Source organism: Paraburkholderia sp. IW21 (assembly GCF_041321145.1).
Classification (GTDB): domain Bacteria; phylum Pseudomonadota; class Gammaproteobacteria; order Burkholderiales; family Burkholderiaceae; genus Paraburkholderia.
This window is the reverse complement of the sequence record NZ_JBGGWA010000004.1, coordinates 516,818-537,766: the sequence shown is the minus strand read 5'-3', so window position 1 is coordinate 537,766 and position 20,949 is coordinate 516,818. Positions and strand designations below refer to the sequence as shown.

The 20,949-nt window shown below is 62.4% G+C and carries 18 protein-coding genes; 14 read left to right on the top strand and 4 right to left on the bottom strand.

Annotated features, from left to right (window positions below; translation table 11 throughout):
• The first annotated feature begins 149 nt into the window (after positions 1-149).
• The 6 genes from ACAX43_RS12950 (at position 150) to ACAX43_RS12925 (ending at position 8,064) form a co-directional block, all read left to right on the top strand.
• On the top strand, positions 150-1,088 hold the full coding sequence (locus ACAX43_RS12950) for an ABC transporter permease (protein ID WP_370708785.1): 939 nt from the start codon (positions 150-152) through the stop codon (positions 1,086-1,088).
• Positions 1,085-1,876, top strand: coding sequence for an ABC transporter permease (locus ACAX43_RS12945; protein ID WP_370708784.1), 792 nt, complete (start codon positions 1,085-1,087; stop codon positions 1,874-1,876). Before ACAX43_RS12950 ends, ACAX43_RS12945 begins: the two co-directional genes overlap by 4 nt.
• Before the next feature lie 19 nt (positions 1,877-1,895).
• Positions 1,896-2,966: an ABC transporter ATP-binding protein gene (locus tag ACAX43_RS12940; protein ID WP_370708783.1), complete on the top strand. Its 1,071-nt coding sequence runs from the start codon at positions 1,896-1,898 to the stop codon at positions 2,964-2,966.
• A 403-nt stretch (positions 2,967-3,369) separates the two neighbouring features.
• Positions 3,370-4,650, top strand: coding sequence for a dicarboxylate/amino acid:cation symporter (locus ACAX43_RS12935; RefSeq protein WP_370708782.1), 1,281 nt, complete (start codon positions 3,370-3,372; stop codon positions 4,648-4,650).
• A 44-nt stretch (positions 4,651-4,694) separates the two neighbouring features.
• Complete coding sequence (locus ACAX43_RS12930) at positions 4,695-6,695, top strand: ATP-binding protein (protein ID WP_370708781.1); 2,001 nt, start codon at positions 4,695-4,697, stop codon at positions 6,693-6,695.
• Positions 6,696-6,711: 16 nt separating this feature from the next.
• Complete coding sequence (locus tag ACAX43_RS12925) at positions 6,712-8,064, top strand: sigma-54-dependent transcriptional regulator (RefSeq protein ID WP_370708780.1); 1,353 nt, start codon at positions 6,712-6,714, stop codon at positions 8,062-8,064.
• Positions 8,065-8,153: 89 nt separating this feature from the next.
• On the opposite strand, the gene ACAX43_RS12920 is transcribed toward ACAX43_RS12925, so the two are convergent.
• Positions 8,154-8,684 (bottom strand): TlpA disulfide reductase family protein, encoded by a 531-nt coding sequence (locus tag ACAX43_RS12920; protein WP_370708779.1) that lies wholly within the window; start codon positions 8,682-8,684, stop codon positions 8,154-8,156.
• Between the two features lie 172 nt (positions 8,685-8,856).
• Here ACAX43_RS12920 and ACAX43_RS12915 point away from each other — a divergent pair, with 172 nt between their 5' ends.
• Positions 8,857-9,519 carry a hypothetical protein gene (locus ACAX43_RS12915; RefSeq protein WP_370708778.1) on the top strand — a complete coding sequence of 221 codons (663 nt, stop codon included), beginning with the start codon at positions 8,857-8,859 and terminating at the stop codon, positions 9,517-9,519.
• 332 nt (positions 9,520-9,851) lie between these two features.
• On the opposite strand, the gene ACAX43_RS12910 is transcribed toward ACAX43_RS12915, so the two are convergent.
• Positions 9,852-11,465, bottom strand: a complete 1,614-nt coding sequence (locus ACAX43_RS12910; protein ID WP_370708777.1) for a YifB family Mg chelatase-like AAA ATPase — start codon at positions 11,463-11,465, stop codon at positions 9,852-9,854.
• A 121-nt stretch (positions 11,466-11,586) separates the two neighbouring features.
• Complete coding sequence (locus tag ACAX43_RS12905; RefSeq protein ID WP_074285568.1) at positions 11,587-11,844, bottom strand: accessory factor UbiK family protein; 258 nt, start codon at positions 11,842-11,844, stop codon at positions 11,587-11,589.
• A 397-nt stretch (positions 11,845-12,241) separates the two neighbouring features.
• On the opposite strand from ACAX43_RS12905, the gene ACAX43_RS12900 reads away from it, so the two are divergent.
• The 7 genes from ACAX43_RS12900 to ptsP all read left to right on the top strand — a co-directional run bounded on the left by ACAX43_RS12900 (position 12,242) and on the right by ptsP (position 19,996).
• Positions 12,242-12,580: a P-II family nitrogen regulator gene (locus tag ACAX43_RS12900; protein ID WP_006048089.1), complete on the top strand. Its 339-nt coding sequence runs from the start codon at positions 12,242-12,244 to the stop codon at positions 12,578-12,580.
• A 43-nt stretch (positions 12,581-12,623) separates the two neighbouring features.
• Positions 12,624-14,141 carry an ammonium transporter gene (locus ACAX43_RS12895; RefSeq protein WP_370708776.1) on the top strand — a complete coding sequence of 506 codons (1,518 nt, stop codon included), beginning with the start codon at positions 12,624-12,626 and terminating at the stop codon, positions 14,139-14,141.
• A gap of 238 nt (positions 14,142-14,379) precedes the next feature.
• A complete protein-coding gene (gshA, locus tag ACAX43_RS12890; RefSeq protein WP_370708775.1) occupies positions 14,380-15,669 on the top strand; it encodes a glutamate--cysteine ligase in 1,290 nt (429 codons plus the stop codon).
• A 101-nt stretch (positions 15,670-15,770) separates the two neighbouring features.
• Positions 15,771-16,727, top strand: a complete 957-nt coding sequence (gene gshB / locus ACAX43_RS12885; protein ID WP_370708774.1) for a glutathione synthase — start codon at positions 15,771-15,773, stop codon at positions 16,725-16,727.
• A gap of 332 nt (positions 16,728-17,059) precedes the next feature.
• Positions 17,060-17,587 carry a PTS sugar transporter subunit IIA gene (locus ACAX43_RS12880; protein ID WP_370708773.1) on the top strand — a complete coding sequence of 176 codons (528 nt, stop codon included), beginning with the start codon at positions 17,060-17,062 and terminating at the stop codon, positions 17,585-17,587.
• Between the two features lie 94 nt (positions 17,588-17,681).
• Positions 17,682-17,951: an HPr family phosphocarrier protein gene (locus ACAX43_RS12875; protein WP_007179472.1), complete on the top strand. Its 270-nt coding sequence runs from the start codon at positions 17,682-17,684 to the stop codon at positions 17,949-17,951.
• Between the two features lie 296 nt (positions 17,952-18,247).
• Positions 18,248-19,996 carry a phosphoenolpyruvate--protein phosphotransferase gene (ptsP, locus tag ACAX43_RS12870; protein WP_370708772.1) on the top strand — a complete coding sequence of 583 codons (1,749 nt, stop codon included), beginning with the start codon at positions 18,248-18,250 and terminating at the stop codon, positions 19,994-19,996.
• A 74-nt stretch (positions 19,997-20,070) separates the two neighbouring features.
• Here the strand turns inward: ptsP and ACAX43_RS12865 are convergent, their stop codons facing one another.
• Positions 20,071-20,829, bottom strand: a complete 759-nt coding sequence (locus ACAX43_RS12865) for a ThiF family adenylyltransferase (protein ID WP_370708771.1) — start codon at positions 20,827-20,829, stop codon at positions 20,071-20,073.
• Positions 20,830-20,949: the final 120 nt, after the last annotated feature.

The window sequence follows — 20,949 nt, the reverse complement described above, 5'->3', positions numbered from 1 at the left end:
GCAAGCGGTTGCGGCGGCAGTGGAACAGCGATCAACCGCACGCTGCATGCGCCGCGACTTCTAACCGCAACGTGCGGTTTTTATGGGCCGCCCGCCGCTCGACACGAGCGGCGCGCCAGCCGTTAGCCAGAAAGCCCCAAGGGTGAGCTATGAGCGCTTCATCGGATGCAGGGTCGGTGCAGCCGGAATTGCTGGTTCCGCCTGTGCCCACGCCAACGCCTCGCGTCGACGGTCCGGGCCGCGCGTCGCAGTTTCTCGCCTGGATCGGCGTGGTGCCGTTTTTCACCTTCGCGCTGTTGTTCCTGATTCTGCCGACCGGCTTTCTGATGGTCGGCGCATTCCAGGATTCGCAAGGCCACTTCACGCTCGCCAATTTCCGTGACCTGCTCCAGCCCACGGTGATCGACGCCTACTGGATCAGCTTCAAGGTGAGCGCTGCGTCCTCACTCGGCGGCGCGTTGATCGGCTCGCTGCTCGCGTGGGCCGCGGTGCAAGGCAAACTGCCGGGCTGGATTCGTCCGACCCTGATGACGTTTTCCGGCGTCGCCTCGAACTTTGCCGGCGTGCCGCTTGCATTCGCTTTCATCTGTACGCTTGGGCGCGTGGGTCTCGTGACCGTGCTGCTGAAGAAATACCTTGGCTTCAATCTGTACTCGACCGGCTTCAGCGTTCTGAGCTTCTCGGGGCTGACGCTGACCTACCTGTACTTCCAGATTCCGTTGATGGTGCTGATCGTCACGCCCGCGCTCGACGGCCTGAAGCGCGAATGGCGCGAAGCCTGCGACTGCCTCGGCGGCACGGCTTTTCAATACTGGCGCCACGTAGCGTTGCCGGTGCTGTGGCCGAGCGTGCTCGGCGCGACGCTGCTGCTGTTCGCCAATTCGTTCGGCGCGGTGGCTACGGCTTACGCGCTGACCGGCAGCTCGCTGAACATCGTCACGATCCTGCTGTATGCGCAGATTCGCGGCGACGTGATGCACAACCAGAACCTCGGCTACGCACTCGCGCTCGGCATGGTGCTGGTGACGGGGTTGTCGAATGGCGGCTACATCTGGCTGCGTTCACGCGCTGAAAGGGGGCGTCGATGAAAAGCCAATCGCGTGTGGGTGCGTGGACCGCGATGATCGTCGGTTCGCTGTACTTCCTGATTCCGTTGATCGCGACATTCGAATTCAGCCTGCGCATGAAACGCGGCGTCTATAGCTTCGAAGCCTATAGCGTCGTGCTGGCCGATCCACGTTTTCAGGCTTCGTTCGGCTATTCGATTCTGATGGCGGTGCTGACGATTATCGTCGGCGTGTTGCTGGTGGTGCCGACCGCGTATTGGGTGCAATTGCGGCTGCCGCGGCTGCGGCCCGTGGTCGAATTCATCACACTGTTGCCGCTGGTGGTGCCGGCGATCGTGATCGTGTTCGGCTATCTGCGCATCTATAACAGCAGTTCGATTCTGCCGCTCACCGGTAACGAACGCGCCACCGACGTGCTGCTGGTGTTCGGCTACGTGACGCTCTCGCTGCCTTACATGTATCGCGCGGTCGATGCCGGTTTGCGCGCGGTCGACGTGCGCTCGCTGACCGAAGCCGCCGAGTGTCTCGGCGCCAACTGGCCGACGATTCTCTTCAAGGTGATCTTCCCGAACATCCGCTCGGGCATTCTGTCCGGCGCGTTTCTCACCTTTGCCGTGGTGATCGGCGAGTTCACGCTGGCAAGTCTGCTCGATAGGCCCGCGTTTGGACCGTACCTGCAATTGATCGGGGCGAACCGCGCGTATGAGCCGTCGGCGCTCGCGATCATCGCGTTCGTGATCACGTGGGCGTCGATGGGTTTGATTCAGGTATTCGGCTCGGCCCGCGCGCTTAGCGGCCAGAAAATTTGACGGACTAAGGCAGCGAATCATGGCATTCCTTGAGATCGAAAATCTGCATAAGTCCTTCGGGGCAAATACGGCGCTGCATCACTTCGACATGCAGATCGAACGCGGCGAATTCATCACGTTTCTTGGGCCGTCCGGCTGCGGCAAGACCACGGTGTTGCGGATGATCGCCGGCTTCGAAACGCCGACGCGCGGCATCATCCGGCTGGATAACAAAGACGTGACGCATCTGCGTACGCGGCAGCGCAAAGTCGGCATGGTGTTTCAGTCGTATGCGCTGTTTCCGAATATGACCGTGGCCGACAACATCGGCTTCGGATTGAAGATCACGCACCGTCCTCAAGCGGAGATCAGCAAGCGCGTCGAGGAGATGCTGCAACTCATCAAGCTGCCGCATCTCGGCGAGCGTTATCCCTGGCAATTGTCAGGTGGTCAGCAGCAGCGGGTCGCGTTGGCGCGTGCGCTCGCCGGCAAGCCGCAGGTGCTGTTGCTCGACGAGCCGCTCTCCGCGCTCGATGCGAAGATTCGCATCTCGTTGCGACAAGATATTCGCGCGTTGCAGCGTGAGCTGGGCATCACGTCGATTTTCGTGACGCACGATCAGGAAGAGGCGTTGTCTATTTCCGACCGCATCGTCGTCATGAACGAGGGGCGCGTCGAACAGATCGGCTCGCCTTCGGAGATCTACAACTATCCGCGCACGCGCTTTGTCGCGTCGTTTGTCGGCACACTGAATATTCTGGCCGGCCACGTGATCGATCCGGCGACCGGCAAGATGGCCGTCGACGGCCAGGAGCTGACCACCACGCAAGAACTGCCGCCGGATGACGCGGGCAAGAAGCGCATGCTCGCGCTGCGGCCTGAAGCCATCGTGCTGGAGCCCGCTGCGCCCGGCCGCAATACGCTGAACGCCACTGTCGAAGAAGTGAACTTCCTCGGCGCGGTGGTGCGCATCCGAGCACGCGTAAAAGACGCGGTGATTTCGCTCGATGTATTCAATGACCCGAATCGCGGCTTGCCCGAGAGAGGCCAACCTGTGTCGCTCGGTTTCTCGCACGAGAACCTGCTGGTGCTCGAAGAAGGCGGCGCATAAGCATAGACGCGCTCAGACGGCGCTTTTCTTGAGCGAAAGCGTTCTTGAAAAACCCTCGGGGTTTTCCCGAGGTCACGGCGCCGACGGATTCTGGATTCCCCGACACCCCTCGTCCGGATTTCCGGAATCCCGGACGGCGAGTGCCGTGGCGCGCGAAAAAAATCTATAAAAATCAAAGCACTATTCCCGGCATCAAGCTGGCATCGACCTTGCGAAATAGAGAGCGCGGCCGCAACGGTCCGACAACTAAAGCAAGGAGACAACGATGTCTGATTTCCCTTCCCGGTATTTCTGAATTCGTCGTCTTGTCGCGGCCTAATGCCGTGCACAGGCGTGACGATTATTCGTTCGCATGATGCGCAGCGTGACAGGCCTTGAGCTCACCCATATCGCAGGAAACATCGTGAAGAAACCTATCCACAAAGTGCTGTACGTCCAGGTGATCGTGGCGATCATCATCGGCATCGCGCTCGGTCATTACTCCCCGGACTTCGCCGTCGACATGAAGCCGCTCGGCGACGGCTTCATCAAGCTGATCAAGATGGTGATCGGGCCGATCATCTTCTGTACCGTGGTGACGGGTATCGCCGGGATGGAGGATATGAAGAAGGTCGGGCGCGTCGGCGGCAAGGCGCTGCTGTACTTCGAAATCGTCTCGACATTCGCACTGGTGCTTGGCCTGATCGCGACGCACGTGCTGAAGCCGGGCGTCGGCTTCAACATCGATCCGGCTACGCTCGACGGCAAGGCTGTCGCGTCGTACGCCGCGAAGGCACACGGCCAGAGCACGGTCGACTTCCTGATGCACATCATTCCGGACACGCTCGTGTCCGCGTTCGCACAGGGCGAAATCCTGCAGATTCTGTTGATCGCGCTGCTGTTCGGTGCGGTGCTGGCCACGGCCGGTGAGAAGGGCAAGGTCGTGACGAACTTCATCGACGGCCTCTCGCATGTGCTGTTCGGCATCGTGCGCATCATCACCAAGCTGGCGCCGATCGGCGCGTTCGGCGCGATGGCGTTCACGATCGGCAAGTACGGTATCGGCTCGCTGCTGCCGATGCTCAAGCTGATCGGCACGTTCTATCTCACCTCGATCGTGTTCGTGGTGGTCGTACTCGGCATCATCGCGCGTGCGGTGGGTTTCAACATCCTGCGCTTTGTCGCGTACATCAAGGAAGAGATGCTGATCGTGCTGGGTACGAGCTCGTCGGAAGCCGCGCTGCCGCAACTGATGCTGAAGCTCGAAAAGCTCGGCTGCTCGCGTTCGGTGGTGGGCCTCGTGGTGCCGACCGGTTATTCGTTCAATCTCGACGGCACCAACATCTACATGACGATGGCCGTGCTGTTCATCGCTCAGGCGACCAACATCGACCTCACGTGGACGCAACAGTTGACGCTGCTGGCGGTGACGATGCTGACCTCGAAGGGCGCGAGCGGTGTGACCGGCGCGGGCTTCATCACGCTGGCCGCGACGCTGGCCGTGGTGCCGACCATTCCGCTGTCGGGCATGGTGCTGATTCTCGGCATCGACCGTTTCATGAGCGAATGCCGTGCGCTGACCAACATTGTCGGCAACGGCGTGGCGACCGTGGTGGTGTCGGCGTGGGAAAAGGAACTGGACCGCAACAAGCTGAACGCCGCGTTGCGAGGTGAAGTGGCGCTCAAAGAACCGGCCAGCGTTTAAGCCGGGCCTGCCACGATCCCTATCACGGCCGCGGCCGCCCCCGTATGAAAGCGGCGGCCGCGCGCCGGGAGCCCGCGCCGTCGGCCGACGAAGCTCGCGCCGACGGCGCGTCGCCTTATGCCACAATATCCGATCCTCACCGATCGGGAATTGCCAACGTGACGCGCCGCCTGTTGATCCTCTTCGCGCTCGTCGTCGGGCTCGTGGCGGCGTGCTGGCTCACCTACAGCGTTGCGTGGCAGAGCGGGATCGACAATTTGCGGCGCAACGCCGCCGTGCGGGTCGATCGTACGACCCGCGCGCTGAAAAGCACGCTCGAACGCTACGAGTCGCTGCCTTATCTGCTCGCAGAACATCCTATCGTGCAAGACGTGCTGGTCGATCCCAGTCCAGCTAACGTCGAGCGAGCCAATCGCTATCTGGAGGACCTCAACCGCCACGCGCGGGCGACGGTCACTTACATCATTCCTGTCGACGGTTATTGCGTCGCCGCGAGCAACTGGCGCGGGCCGGGCAGCTTCATCGGCGCCGACTATCATTTCCGGCCGTATTTTCTCGATGCGGTGAAGGGCGGCGTGGGCCGCTTCTTCGGCATCGGCACGATCTCGCAGGCGCCGGGCTACTACATTTCGCAACCGGTGCGACGGGACGGCAAGATCGTCGGCGTGGCGGTGGTCAAACTCGATCTGGAATGGTTTCAGGGCGCGGATGCGTTCGAGCCGCTGGTGGTCACCGACGATCACGGCGTGATCTTTCTCTCGTCGATACCGGCGTGGAAATATCACACGATCCGGCCGCTGTCAGGCCAGGTCGCGGATTCGATCTACCAGGCTCGCCAATACGCACAGCAGCCGATTGCGCCGCTGCCGGTAACGATCCAACGCACGCTGGAAGGCGGTGCGCAGATCGTGCGCATCGGCGGTGGCCGCTATGCGCCGCGCTATCTCGCGTCGCGGCGCGGCACGGGCGAGCCGGATTGGCATCTGATCACGATGTCGCCGGTCGATCCGGTCGATGCCGACGCACGCAACGCGACCATCGTCACCGGTTTCGGCTATGTATCGCTCGTGTTGCTGGCGTTCTACTGGAGAATGCGCCGCGCTCGGGTGCGCGAGGTGATGCGCAGCCGGGCGCTGCTGCAAAAAGCCTACGCGGAACTGAACCAGCGAGTGGCCGAGCGCACCGCGGATCTGTCGCAGGCGAACGAACAGTTGCAGAAGGAAGTGGCCGAGCGCACGCGGGCCGAACAGGAACTGCGCGCCGCGCACGATGAACTGATTCAGGCCAGCAAGCTCGCCGCGCTCGGTCAGATGGCGGCCGGCATCACGCATGAATTGAATCAGCCACTCGCGGCGCTTCGGGGCTTCTCGGACAACACGCGCGTGTTGCTCGAACGTGGCGATCAAGCCTCGGCGCGCGAAAATCTCGAAGCGATCGCGGCGCTCACCGAGCGCATGGGCAAGATCACCAATCAGCTGAAACTATTCGTCGGACGGGCGCGGCCTCGCAGTGCGCGCGCGCCGATCATGCGGGCGTTGCGCAATGTGGTTGCGCTGCTGCAAAAGCGCCTGCAGGGCGTCGAAGTCGAGTTCGCTTTGCTCGATGCTGTGACGGGCGTGCGCACGCCTCTGCATCTCGCCGACGATCATCCCGAACTGATTGTCCATTGCGACGATCTTCGACTCGAACAGGTGCTGATCAATCTGCTCGGCAACGCGCTCGATGCAACGGCGGGCACGAACTCGCCGCGCATTTCGATCGAGGTCGAAGTTGCTGAGTCGAGCTTGTCGTTGGCCGTGAGCGACAACGGCCCCGGCATCGCAGATGACGTGCTGCCGCGCCTCTTCGAACCGTTCTTCACGACGAAGGAAATGGGTCACGGGCTAGGGCTGGGCCTTGCGATTTCGTCGTCGATCGCGCGCGATTGCGGCGGCACGCTGGTGGCGCGCAACGCACCGGACGGCGGTGCATTATTCGTGTTGACGCTGCGCCGCGCGCGCGTGCAGACGAGTCACACATCGGACCCGCTCACCACGGGTTCCTGAATCAGATGAGAACGACATGCTGAACCACGGCTTGCAAGTGCTGTATATCGAAGACGACGAACTGGTGCGGCGCGCCAGCGTGCAGAGTTTGCAACTGGCGGGCTTCGACGTGGTCGGCCATGCGTCGGCGGAGTCCGCGGCCAGGATGATCAGCGCGGACTTCTCCGGCGTAATCGTCAGCGATATCCGCTTGCCGGGCGCGAGCGGCCTCGAACTGCTCGCGCAGTGCCATGAGCGCGCGCCCGACGTGCCGGTGATCCTGGTCACCGGACACGGCGATATTTCGATGGCCGTGCAAGCGATGCGTGACGGCGCCTATGACTTCATCGAAAAGCCGTTTGCCTCCGAACGTTTGATCGAAACCGTGCGGCGTGCGCTGGAGCGCCGCACGCTGGTGCTGGAGAACTCCGCGCTGCGCCGTGAACTGGCCGGGCAGAACACGGTGGCGCCGCGCATCATCGGCCGTAGTCCGGCGATCGAACAGGTGCGGCGGCTGATCGCGAATGTCGCGCCGACGGACGCGTCGGTGCTGATCAATGGCGACACGGGTGCGGGCAAGGAGTTGATCGCCCGCAGTCTGCATGAACTGTCGCCGCGGCGTGACAAGCCGTTTATCGCGGTGAACTGCGGCGCGCTGCCGGAGCCGATGTTCGAATCCGAAATGTTCGGCTACGAACCGGGCGCATTCACCGGCGCGGCAAAACGCCGGATCGGCAAGCTCGAACATGCTTCCGGCGGCACGCTGTTCCTCGACGAAATCGAGAGCATGCCGCTCGCGTTGCAGGTCAAACTGCTGCGTGTCCTGCAGGACGGCGTGCTGGAACGATTGGGCTCGAATCAGCCGATTCGCGTGAATTGCCGTGTAGTCGCTGCCGCGAAGGGTGACATGGCTGAACATGTCGCGGACGGATCGTTCCGCCGCGATTTGCTGTACCGGTTGAACGTGGTGACGATCGCGCTGCCGCCCTTGGGCGAGCGGCGCGAGGACATCGTGCCGCTCTTCGAGCACTTTCTGCTGGATGCGGCGGTGCGTTATCAACGCCCGGCGCCGATTCTCACGGACCGGCAGCGTGCGAGTCTGATGCAGCGCGAATGGCCTGGCAATGTGCGCGAACTGCGCAATGCCGCAGATCGCTTCGTGCTAGGCGTCGCTGACGATCCGGTCATGTCTTTCGCCGACGATGGCGCGGCAACGCAACCGTTAAAGGAGCGGGTCGAGCAATTCGAGCGGGTGGTGATCGCGGAGGCGTTGGAGCAGGCCGGCGGTGTAGTCGCGGTCGCGGCAGACAAGCTGCAGCTTGGAAAGGCGACGCTCTACGAGAAGATCAAGCGATATGGTCTTGCGGCCAAAGGGGAGGGGGAGCGGTGAGAATTTGAAGCGCCGGCGGCAAGGTGCAACGCCGGCATGTTTGAATCAGGGCGCGTTACTTCAGGCTTTTCGTGGCAATCAGGCGGCAATCAGGCCGCGTTCAGCGCTTTTTCCAGCAACTGGTCGAGTTCCGCGAATTGCGGCTCGCCGACATAGCGCTTCAGAATCTTGCCGTCTTTGTCGACCAGGAACGTGGTCGGCGTGAGTTGAACGTTGCCGAACTGCTTGGCAGCCGAGCCATCGTCCATCGCAACCTTGAACGGCAACTGGCGGGTTTGCGTGTAGTTGGCCACGTACATCGGCGCGTCGTAGTTCATCGCGACGGCGACAAATTCGAGCCCTTTGCCCTTGAAGCGGTTATAGGTCTGGACCATCTGCGGCATTTCCTTCATGCAGGTGTCGCAACTGGTGGCCCAGAAGTTGACCAGATAGACCTTGCCTTTCAAATCGGCAGTCGAGACTCTCTGGCCCGACAGCAACGTGAAGGTCGCATCAGGCACGCGCTCTTGGCCGGCAAACGCGAAATAGCCGGCAATCGCAATCGCGACGGCCACTGCGGCGAGAATGATGTAGCGAATCGGACTCGCGCGGCGAGCGGCGGTGGATGGGGTGGAACTCATGAACGGAACCTCGAGAGTCGCGCAGCACGCGCGGAACAGTGCGTCGGCTTGGGCTTTAAGCCCGGGACTGCTTGGCGTCGCTATTGTAGCGCCATTCCGGCGGCAAGGCAGAGCGTGGCCCGGCAGCGGATAATAGGGTTTTACATTCTCGTCAGCCCGATCTTCTGTCCCCATGCTCCGAACCGTGTTTCGTTTCCTCGCTCGAATCTCGTCTGGCCGTCCCGTCGCTGGTCGTTCCCCGCATCATTTTCGGGTCGACGGCCCACCCTCGGGCGCCGCTTCCCGTTTGCAGCGGGCGCGTGCAGTACTCGGGACGGCGGCCTGCGCGCTGGCGCTGGGCGGCGCCCTGACTGCGTGTTCGCCGACCTTCGACTGGCGCACCATCATGAACAATGACAACGGCTACACCGTCGACTTGCCGGCCAAGCCGGGCAACGATCAGCGCACGGTCCAGATCGACGGCACGCCGATGCAGATGGCGATGCAGACAGCCGAAGCCGGCGACGCCGTATTCGCGGTCGGCACCGTGATGCTGCCGAACGATAACGAAGCGACCCGGCACGCGGCCATGGAATTCCTGCGCACCGGCCTCGCTCGCAACGTGGGGGCCGCGCCGGACGCGCACGCCGTGCAAATCCCGCTCGCCGCGGGCGGCCAGGTGCCAGGCCTGGAAATGAAACTGAGCGGCAAGGCCGGTTCGCAACAAGAAACGCGCACCGTCTATGCGCGCCTGGTGGCGCGAGGCAGGCATGTTTATCAAGCGGCCATCATCGCGTCCAAGCCGCTGCAGCAGGAGCAGATCGATCAGTTTTTTTCGTCGTTCAAACTGTATTGAGAGCGGTAGCTTTGGCCGATTCGGCGCACGATGGATCGTCATGCAGAGTGAAAGTTCCTTGGCAGGATCGCGCGCTAATTCCCGGTTTACGTTGAAGTTTTTCGGTTACTCACAACGGCTGTGGATAACTCTGTTGAGAACTCCAGATTTTTTGCCGCAGATGCCCATCCCGTGGGCATTCTGTCAGTTTGAACCCGCTTGGAACAATCGAAAAATTCCAATTAAATCAATGCTCTTCAGATCTTCGTCGCAGCGTACCTTTCAGATGTTTCGAAATCTATCTGGAACGCGCACTTGTGCATAAGTCAAGTCTTGACAGCCGATTTTTCGCCTTATAGCGACCCAAAAGCACGGCGATATTGAATGGCCTCGCCGATCTGCGAGGCGCTCGGCATTGCTGCGCCGGCGAGGTCGGCAATGGTCCGCGCTACCTTCAGGACTCTGTAGTACGCACGCGCTGACCAGCCGAAGCGCTCGCCGGCTTCGCGCAGCAGGGCTTCGCCGGCTGCGTCGGGTCGGCAGACCTCGTCGACTTCGCGTCCGCCCAGTTCCCGGTTGGTTTTGCCCTGCCGGGCCAGTTGCCGCTCACGAGCGGCGTTCACCCGCTGCGCGATGGCCGCGCTTGTTTCACCGGTGACAGTGGAGCGTGCCGACAGCTCTGCCGGCGTGAGCGCCGGAATCTCGAGCTGTATGTCGATCCGGTCGAGCAGGGGTCCAGACAGTTTGCGCAGATAGCGTGCTGCGATCTCGGGCGTGCAGCGGCAACGGCCGTTGGGGTCGCCGCGCCATCCGCATGGACAGGGGTTCATTGCTGCGATCAGCTGGCAGGCTGCCGGGAAATCCGCTTGCAAGGCGGCGCGCGAGATCGTAATGCGGCCGGCTTCGAGCGGCTCCCGCAGGGTTTCCAGCACATGGCGGTCGAATTCCGGCAGCTCATCCAGAAACAGCACGCCCAGATGTGCCAGCGTAATCTCGCCGGGCTGCGGCGGATTGCGGCCGCCGACGAGTGCTGCCGCGCTCGACGAATGATGCGGCGCGCGAAACGGCCGTTGCCGCCATTGCGAGGGCGCAAATCCGGCCCGGCTGGCGGACAGTAATGCGGCTGAACTGAGCGCTTCGTCGTCCGTCATGGGCGGCAGCAGGCTCGGCAAGCGGGCGGCGAGCATCGATTTGCCCGCCCCTGGCGGCCCGATCAGCAGGACGTGATGGCCGCCGGCCGCGGCAACCTCAAGTGCGCGGCGCGCGCCGCGTTGGCCGATCACGTCGGTCATGTCCGGGACGGCGACCGTTGCGCTTTCGCTGAGATCCGGCGCGGCGACAGGGTAGAGCCGCGCATCGGGCGCTCCCGCTAGATGCGCACAGAGCGACGGCAGATCGGGCGCACCGTAGACGTCGACACCGGGCACGAGCGCGGCTTCGGCCGCGCTGGCCGCAGGCAGGTAGAGTTGCGGGGTTGATTGAACGCGCATCTCGGACGCCCCCTCTTCGCCCGAAGGAACACGAATGGAAGCACAACGGGAAGCGCCGTCGAGGCTGCCATGAGAAACACCGCTGCGCGCCGTGCCGCAAGCCATTGCGAAAGCGCCGCGCATCGGCCGCAGCGCGCCGGTCAACGACAGTTCACCGGCGAATTCGCGATGCAGGAGGGACTCCGCCGGAATCTGGCCGCTCGCCGCGAGAATGCCCAGAGCGATCGGCAGATCGAAGCGGCCAGATTCCTTCGGCAAATCGGCGGGGGCGAGATTGACCGTGATACGCCGGACGGGGAAATCGAAGCCGCAGTTCTGCAGCGCCGCGCGGACACGCTCGCGGCTTTCGCGCACTTCCAGGTCTGGAAGGCCGACAATCGAAAAAGAAGGTAATCCGTTCGCGAGGTGGACCTCGACGGTTACTTCGGGCGCGCGGCCAGAGGCCGGCGCGCGACTGCGCACCACGGCAAGCGACATGTTTTCTCCCGTCGGACGGCGCGCCTAGGGCGCGCGCGAGTCCCCTAAAACGCTGATGACGTCACGGCTCGCTTGCCAGTGATGTGCAGCACTGCGCAGCTAGTGAGCTGCGAGCAAAATCTTAGGACGTTTGCGTCGTGACCGGCAGCTTCTGTTCGAGTTCGGCGACACGGCGCTCCAACTCTTCGAGCCGTGCGCGAGTGCGCACCAGCACCTGGGTCTGCGTATCGAATTCCTCACGCGTGACCAGATCGAGCTTCGAAAAGCCCTGCGACAGCATGGCTTTGACGTTGCGTTCGACATCCTTGGCCGGCGAGTTCTTGAACAGCTCGCTCATGCGCGCCTGAAAATCGTTAAAGACATCATTCGGTTGTTTCATGGTGTTCCCTTTGGTGCACAAAAAATGTGCATGTTTCGTTACGTCTGTGCTTCGTCACCGCGAATGGGCCGCCTTGGTGCATGGCCTGTTGCCTGCCGCTGCCGCGTGAGCCCCTTTGGTGCGCGCCCATACGTTAAATGCCTTCGAACACTCTAGCAACGATCCATCCGCCGCGCCACCATGCCCCACCCACGTTGGCCATCCGGCCAGGGCCGCTTGCGTCCCTTTGGCCGTGGGCCGTGGGTGAAGTCTGACACAACATGGCATGCGAGTTGCTTTTACTGCCCCGCGCGCACTGTCGGGTGCTTTTTGCCGGCGGCGAAACGAGACCACGCGAACGGATTGCAGGTACGCAAACGGGTTACGCAACGGGTTAAGCAACTAAGCGAGGGATGTCATGAAACTCATTACCGCAATCATTAAGCCGTTCAAGCTCGATGAGGCGCGTGAAGCCTTGTCGGCCATCGGCGTCTCGGGCATTACGGTGACCGAAGTCAAAGGTTTCGGCCGTCAGAAGGGGCATACGGAACTGTATCGAGGAGCCGAATACGTCGTCGATTTCCTGCCCAAGGTGAAGATCGAGGCAGCGGTCTCGGACGACATCGTCGACCAGGCGATCGAGGCGCTCGAGCGCGCGGCGCGCACCGGCAAGATCGGCGACGGCAAGATTTTTGTCACCCCGATCGAACAAGTGATTCGGATTCGCACCGGGGAGACCGGCGCAGACGCTCTGTAATACCAAAAGATAGCGACACAGACAGCGACAAGAGGAAACGAAGATGCGCAAATTATTGATGTCCTTGCTGATGGCCGGTTCGCTGCTCGCGGGCGGTATCGGCGCCGCCCTTGCGGACGACGCTTCCGCTCCCGCGGCCGCCTCGGCCGCTGCTTCCGACACGACGGCGAGTGCGCCGGCGCCGGACGCTTCGGCCGCACCTGCCGCCGCCGCGGCTTCGGCGCCGGCCGCCGACGCGTCCGCCGCACCGGCTGCCAGCGCCGCAGCCGCCCCTGATGCATCGGCCGCATCCGCTGCCGCCGCGCCCGCAGCGCCGACCGCGCCGTTCTCGGTCGATTCGTCGAAGATCAATTCGGGCGACACCGCCTGGATGCTGACCTCCACCGCGCTCGTGCTGTTCATGACGATTCCGGGTCTCGCGCTGTTCTACGGCGGCATGGTCCGCAAGAAGAACGTGCTCGCGATCCTGATGCAAAGCTTCGCGATCACCTGCGTCGTGACGATCGTCTGGGTCGTGGTGGGCTACAGCCTCGCCTTCACGCCGGGCAACTCGTTCATCGGCGGCTTCTCGCGCGTCTTCATGGCGGGCATGAACTACATCAAGGGCGACAAGGCGACGACGCTGACCGTCAGCCACCTCGCGCCGACGATCCCGGAAACGGTCTACTGCGTCTATCAGATGACGTTCGCGATAATTACCCCGGCGCTGATCACGGGCGCGTTTGCCGACCGTATGAAGTTCTCGGCGATGCTGGTGTTCATGACGCTGTGGTCGATCATCGTCTACTCGCCGATCGCGCACATGGTCTGGGAACCGACCGGCTGGCTGGCTAGCGCGGGCATCCTCGACTTCGCGGGCGGCACGGTGGTGCACATCAACGCCGGTATCGCGGCGCTGGTCTGCGCGCTGGTGCTCGGCAAGCGTATCGGCTTCGGCAAGGAAGCCATGGCGCCGCACAACCTGACGCTCACGCTGATCGGCGGCGCCATGCTGTGGGTGGGCTGGTTCGGCTTCAACGCGGGTTCGGCCGTGGCGGCTGACGGCCGTGCCGGTTTCGCGATGTTCGCAACGCAAGTGGCAACCGCAGCAGCAGCACTCGCATGGATGTTCGCTGAATGGGCCGCCAAGGGTAAGCCGTCGGTGCTCGGTATCGTATCGGGCGCGGTGGCAGGTCTGGTGGCGATTACGCCGGCTTCGGGCTTCGTCGGTACGCTCGGCGCGCTGGTCATCGGTATCGTGGCCGGCGTGGTCTGCTTCTGGTCGGCAACGTGGCTCAAGCACAAGCTCGGTTACGACGACTCGCTCGACGCGTTCGGCGTGCACTGCGTCGGCGGTATCGTGGGTGCGCTCCTGACCGGTGTGTTCGCAGTCAAGGACATTGGCGGCGCGGACGGCAGCGTGATCCTGCAAGCCAAGGGCGTGCTGACGACGCTGATCTACAGCGGCGTGGTGAGCTACATCTTGCTGAAGGCCATCGACATGGTGATGGGCATCCGCGTGACGGAAGAAGAGGAACGCGAAGGCCTGGACGTGAGCCTGCACGGCGAACACGTCGAATAAGGATTTTTCTACGCAAGGTCGAGTTCCAAGGCTTGACGGATCAGAAGCAAGCGCAGCGACTTCGGCCCGCCTTTATGGCGGGCTTTTTTCTTGCTGGCTATCTTGTTATCAGCAGTTTCCCCCGCCTATCATGGCGATAGCGAGAATGCATTCGCGTGCGCTTGCGAATGGAGAAACCGTCCCCAAATGGACAAAGCATTTGCTCTACAATCTTTTTTCTCCAGTCTGCGAGTGATCAATGGTTCCGCACCTAGTTACGGCGTTAAACGGCCCGCTGCTCGACCTCGAGCGGAAGATCCTCGACGCTACACCCGCCATCGAACGCTGGTTCCGGCTCGAATGGCAGGAGCACACGCCGCCGTTCTACTGTTCTGTCGATCTGCGTAACGCGGGGTTCAAGCTCGCGCCGGTCGACACCAATCTGTTCCCCGGCGCATTCAACAATCTGCCGCTGGAAGTACTGCCGCTTGCCGTGCAGGCTGCGATGGCGTCGATCGAGAAGATCTGCCCGGACGCGAAAAATCTGCTGGTGATCCCCGAGCGCCATACGCGCAACGCCTTTTATCTCGAGAATGTCGCCCGTTTGGCCGCGATCATGCGCCAGGCAGGCCTGAACGTGCGTTTCGGCACGCTCGACGAAAGCATCGTCGGGCCGGTCACGATCGCACTGTCCGACGGCCAGAAGCTGGTGCTCGAACCGCTCGAACGTTCGCAGCGGCGCCTCGGCCTGAAGAATTTCGATCCGTGCTCGATTCTGCTGAACAATGACCTGTCGGGCGGTATTCCGCCCGTGCTGGAAAACCTGCACGAGCAGTATCTGCTGCCGCCGTTGCATGCGGGCTGGGCCGTTCGCCGCAAGTCGACGCACTTCTCCTGTTATGACGACGTCGCGAAGAAGTTCGCGAAGATGGTCGAGATCGATCCATGGATGATCAATCCGTACTTCGCCCACGTCGAAGGCGTCGATTTCCAGGAACGCACCGGTGAGGAAGCGCTGACGAATGCGATCGACGGCGTCCTGAAGAAGATCGCCAAGAAGTATCGCGAGTACGGTATCTCCGAGAAACCGTATGTCGTCATCAAGTCGGACGCGGGCACTTATGGCATGGGCGTGATGACGGTGCACGATGCGTCTGAGGTGGCCGCGCTCACCAAGCGCGAGCGCGCCAAGATGGCCGCCACCAAAGATGGGCTCGAAGTGCATGACGTGATCGTGCAGGAAGGCGTGTACACCTTCGAGCGGATCGGCGAAGAAGTCGCCGAGCCGGTCGTGTACATGATCGACCGTTACGTGGTGGGCGGCTTCTATCGCGTGCACGGCAGCCGCGAGCGCGATCAGAATCTGAACGCGCCCGGCATGCACTTCGTGCCGCTAGGCTTCGAGCACACGGCGCTGCCGGATGCGCACGCCAAGCCCGGCGCGGCGGTGCCGAATCGCTTCTATATGTACGGCGTGGTGGCGCGGCTCGGGTTGCTGGCCGCATCGGTCGAACTGGAAAAGACCGATCCGGAAGCGATTCAGGTTTAAGCCACGCGAGGTGGACGATGGCGGCATGCGTGCCGCCATCGTCATTTTCAGCGACTATATTGACGATCAAAGCCAAGCCCTAAGGGCGCACCGGAATTCCCATGGACATTCTTTTCATCGCCGATCCGCTTACGCAGTTCAAGATCTACAAAGACTCGACCTACGCGATGATGGCCGAAGCCGCGCGCCGCGGTCACACGCTCTACACGTGCGAGCCGAAGCATCTGGCGTGGACGGGCGGCGACGTCGAGGCGAACGTGCAGCGCTTTGCGATCGTCGGCGACGTGACGGACCTGCATCGCGACACATGGTACGCACCCGAGGCGGCCGCGCCGCGTTCGTTGAAAAGCTTCAACGCGGTCGTGATGCGTAAAGACCCGCCGTTCGATATGGAATACGTGACGTCGACGTGGCTGCTGGAAATGGCCGAACGCGGCGGCGCGCGCATCTTCAACAAGCCCCAGGCGATTCGCGATCACTCGGAAAAGCTGGCGATCGGCGAATTCGCGCAGTTCGTTACACCGACTCTGGTCACACGCGACGCTACCCGCTTGCGCGCCTTCCACGAAGAGCATGGCGACGTGATCCTGAAGCCGCTCGACGGCATGGGTGGCATGGGCGTGTTCCGCGTGAAGGCCGACGGCATGAATCTCGGCTCGATCATCGAGATGCTGAGCCACGACGGCGCGCGTTCGGTAATGGCGCAAAAATTCATCCCGGACATCAAGGATGGCGACAAGCGCATCCTGCTGATCGGCGGCCAGGCGGTGCCGTTTTCGCTCGCGCGTATTCCCCAGGGCAATGAAGTGCGTGGCAATCTCGCGGCGGGCGGTCTGGGCGTGGCGCGCCCGCTTACCGACCACGATCGCAAGATCGCCAACACGCTCGCGCCGGTGCTCGCCGCGCGCGGCTTGCTGCTGGTCGGCCTGGACGCGATCGGCGATTGGCTCACCGAAGTCAATGTGACGAGCCCGACGTGTTTCCGCGAGATCATGGATCAGACGGGCTTCGACGTCGCAGCGATGTTCATCGACGCACTCGAACGCGCGGCAGCGTAAAAGCGCCGCCCTTGAATGGCCGCCATGGCCCCCAAACTGTGTAGTAAATCCGCATCAAGCGAAACACCGGCTTTGGCGCGAAAATGGGCCTGATACAATGCCCGCTCTCCCGCGCCAAGCCGAATCGATGGCGTCTGCCGGACGCCGCAGGCAAGGGTTGCGGACTGTGAACGGGCAATTTCCCGGCGGTGCTGCAACGGCTTCAGGCGCTGCGGGCCGTTCGTCAAATGGTGCATTCCGGCCCTCATGACCCACGGCCGGTCTGGGGCGCTTGCGAATCGGGCTTCGTCCCGGTTCACGGTTCGGGGCCGTTCTTTTGCAGTAAGGCTGATATGGCAGGCATTCTGATCATCGCGCACGCTCCGTTCGCCACCGCGTTGCGCGATTGTATTTCGCACATTTACGGTGGCTTGCCGGCTCGCATCGGTGTCATCGACGTATCGCCGGATTGCGATCCCGCGCAGCAGGTCGCCTTCGCGCATTCGGAAATCGAGCGGCTCAAGGAAGAAAACGGCGCACTCGTGCTCACCGATATGTTCGGCGCCACGCCGGCGAATATCGCCGGGCGGCTCGCTTCGGTGCCGAATGTACGCGTGCTATGCGGCGTCAATCTGCCAATGCTGGTGCGCGCGGTCTGTTACCGTGCCACGCCGCTCGACACGCTCGTCGACAAAGCGCTCGCGGGCGCCACCAAGGGCGTTCACGCCATCGGGCCCGCCACGCCGGCGCCGGTCGCTCCCGCCGCGGATTCCGGTGACTGTTTGCCGGCGTTGCCGCCCGCTGCCGCTGCCGCCGACTGTTTGCCCGCCCTCCCGCCCGAGGCCGACCTGACTCAGAAAGCCGGCTCGACCGGGCTGTAAGCGGATCGAACGGCTTTGACCGGTTGCAACCGGTTTGCCACAGGTTGCAGTTTCACCTTTCACTACAACACTTACCCGCGCTTCGGACCATCACATGCTGCAACAGGAAACGACTATCGTGAACAAGCTGGGGCTGCACGCGCGTGCGTCGGCCAAGTTGACGCAACTCGCGGGCAACTACCAGGCGGAAATCTGGATGAGCCGCAACGGCCGCCGTATCAATGCCAAGAGCATCATGGGGGTGATGATGCTGGCCGCGGGTATCGGCAGCACGGTGCTGATCGAAACGGAAGGCGCGGACGAAAAAGAAGCGATGGACGCATTATTGAAACTGATTGCCGATAAATTTGGCGAGGGTCAATGAAGTCGCGCGCTGACTTTGTTTGAAGCACAATGCCGCGGCTGTCCGCGGCATTTTTTTAGCGCGTGACAATTGGAGCATGAGCGGCGGGGAGAGGGCAGGAGCCGGCGGGTCCGGCAGTGCGTGGACGGCTCTGCAAGCTCATTGAAGGTGCAGTGTCGTGGTCGCTTGCGGTAATTCGTGCTGCGCTGCACACAGCCTTGGCATACCTGCAAAGGGCGCGGAATTTATAATGACGATGACAGTCTGAGAGCATTGCAGCGGTTTGCCGCGGCATCACACAACTAGAGGAGGTGCGCGTGTCCTTCACGCTGCATGGAATTCCCGTGTCACGCGGTATCGCCATCGGGCGGGCTTATCTGATCGCCCCGGCTGCACTTGACGTAGACCACTATCTGATCGAACCCGCCCAGATCGAGAGCGAGATCGAGCGTTTTCGCACGGCCCAGCAACGTGTGCATCATGAACTCGACGCGTTGCGCGCCGATCTCGCGGCAGACGCGCCCAGCGAAATGGGCGCGTTCATCAATGTTCATTCAATGATCCTGAACGACGCGATGCTCGTGCAGGAAACGATCGACCTGATCCGCACGCGCCGCTACAACGTCGAGTGGGCGCTGACCGAACAACTCGAACGCTTGTCACGCCACTTCGACGACATCGAAGACGAATACTTGCGCGAGCGCAAAGCCGACATCGAGCAGGTGGTGGAGCGCGTGCTCAAGGCGCTTGCCGGCGCCTCGGTGGCGTTGGGGGGCGGCGTGCACGGCGCTTGCGACGAAATGATCGTGGTTGCGCACGATATCGCGCCGGCCGACATGATGCAGTTCAAAACGCAAACGTTTCAGGGCTTCGTCACGGATCTCGGCGGCCGGACTTCGCATACGGCGATTGTCGCGCGCAGTCTTGGTATTCCCGCCGCGGTCGGCGTGCAGCATGCGAGCGCGCTGATCCGGCAGGACGACCTGATCATTGTCGACGGCGATCACGGCATTGTGATCGTCGATCCCGCGCCGATCGTGCTGGAAGAGTATTCATACCGTCAAAGCGAAAAGGCGCTGGAACAGCGCAAGCTGCAGCGGCTGAAGTTTTCGCCGACGCAGACGCTGTGCGGCACACGCATTGAACTGTGGGCGAACATCGAGTTACCGGACGACGCGCGCGGCGCGGTCGATTCGGGTGCAACCGGCGTGGGCCTGTTTCGCACCGAGTTTCTGTTCATGAATCACAAGCACCGCCTGCCGGAAGAGGAAGAGCAGTTTGCGGCCTACCGTCGTGCGGTCGAGTTGATGAACGGTTTGCCGGTGACGATCCGCACGATCGACGTGGGCGCCGACAAGCCGCTCGATTCGATGGGCGGGGGCGACGGTTACGAAACCGCCGCAAATCCCGCCTTGGGGCTCAGAGCGATTCGCTGGAGCCTCTCCGAGCCGCAGATGTTCCTGACGCAGTTGCGGGCGATTCTGCGCGCATCGGCGTTCGGCACCGTGAAGATTCTGATTCCGATGCTCGCGCACGCGCAGGAAATCGACCAGACACTGGATTTGATTCGCGAAGCCAAGCGCCAGCTGGACGATGCCGGTATCGCCTACGATCTGAACGTACAAGTCGGCGCGATGATCGAGATTCCGGCCGCCGCGATCGCGTTGCCATTGTTTTTGAAGCGGCTCGATTTCCTGTCGATCGGCACCAACGATCTGATTCAGTACACGCTGGCTATCGATCGCGCGGATAACGCGGTCGCGCATCTGTACGACCCGCTGCATCCGGCGGTGCTGCATCTGATCGCTTTCACGCTGCGCGAGGCGAAGCGCGCGGGTGTGCCGGTGTCGGTGTGCGGTGAAATGGCTGGCGATCCGGCGTTGACGCGTCTGTTGCTCGGCATGGGGCTGACTGAGTTTTCGATGCATCCGAGCCAGTTGCTGGTGGTCAAGCAGGAAGTGCTGCGCTCGCATCTGAAGACACTCGAGAAGCCGGTGGCCGATGTGCTGGCTTCGTTCGAGCCGGAAGAAGTGCAGGCGGCGCTCAAGCGGGTGGCGTTGGCCTGAAATTGAAACTGCAGTGGGGTTCGAATGAGAAACGCCGCACATGTGCGGCGTTTCTCATTCAGCGTCCTGTATGTTCAGGCCCGATGCCGTTGCCCGCACACCGGGCAATCCGGCTGACGCGCAATGCGCATCGTGTTCCATTCCATCCGCAGCGAATCGAGCATGGTCAGGCGGCCCACCAGCGGCGTGCCGATTTCCCCGATCACTTTGAGCGCCTCGGCGGCCTGCATCGAACCGATGATGCCGACCGTGGGCGCGAACACGCCCATCGTGGAGCACGCGACTTCCTCGAACGGCTGGTCTTCCGGAAACACGCAGGCGTAGCAGGGGGACGCTTCGTCGCGGAAATCGAACGTGCTGATCTGGCCGTCGAAGCGCAAGGCCGCGCCCGACACTAGCGGCACGCCATGTTGCACGCAGGCACGGTTGATCGCGTGGCGTGTGGCGAAGTTATCGGTGCAATCAAGCACGACGGTGGCGTGCGGCACCTCGCGATCGAGCCACCCATCGTCGACGCGTTCGGCCACGGCGTTGACCACTACCTCGGGGTTGATCCGGGCGATGGCGTCGCGCCCGGACTCCACCTTCTTGCGACCCACCGAGGCAGTCACATGCAGAATCTGCCGCTGCAGATTGGTCAGATCAACCGTATCGGCATCGACTAGCGTCAAGCGGCCCACGCCTGCCGCAGCGAGATACATCGCAGCAGGCGAACCTAGGCCGCCCGCGCCGACGACGATCGCGTGCGCGTCGATAAAACGCTGCTGCGCCTCGATGCCGATTTCGTCGACGAGGATGTGGCGGGAATAGCGGAGGAGTTGATCGTCATTCATGGCGGGGCGCGTGGAGTGTCGCGCAATGAGATGCAGGACTGATGGCCTGCAACGCGCGCGTTCATTGTGGTTATTTTAATCGCGCGGGTAGCGGGTGTGCTGCGGGGTGCTGGATGCGGG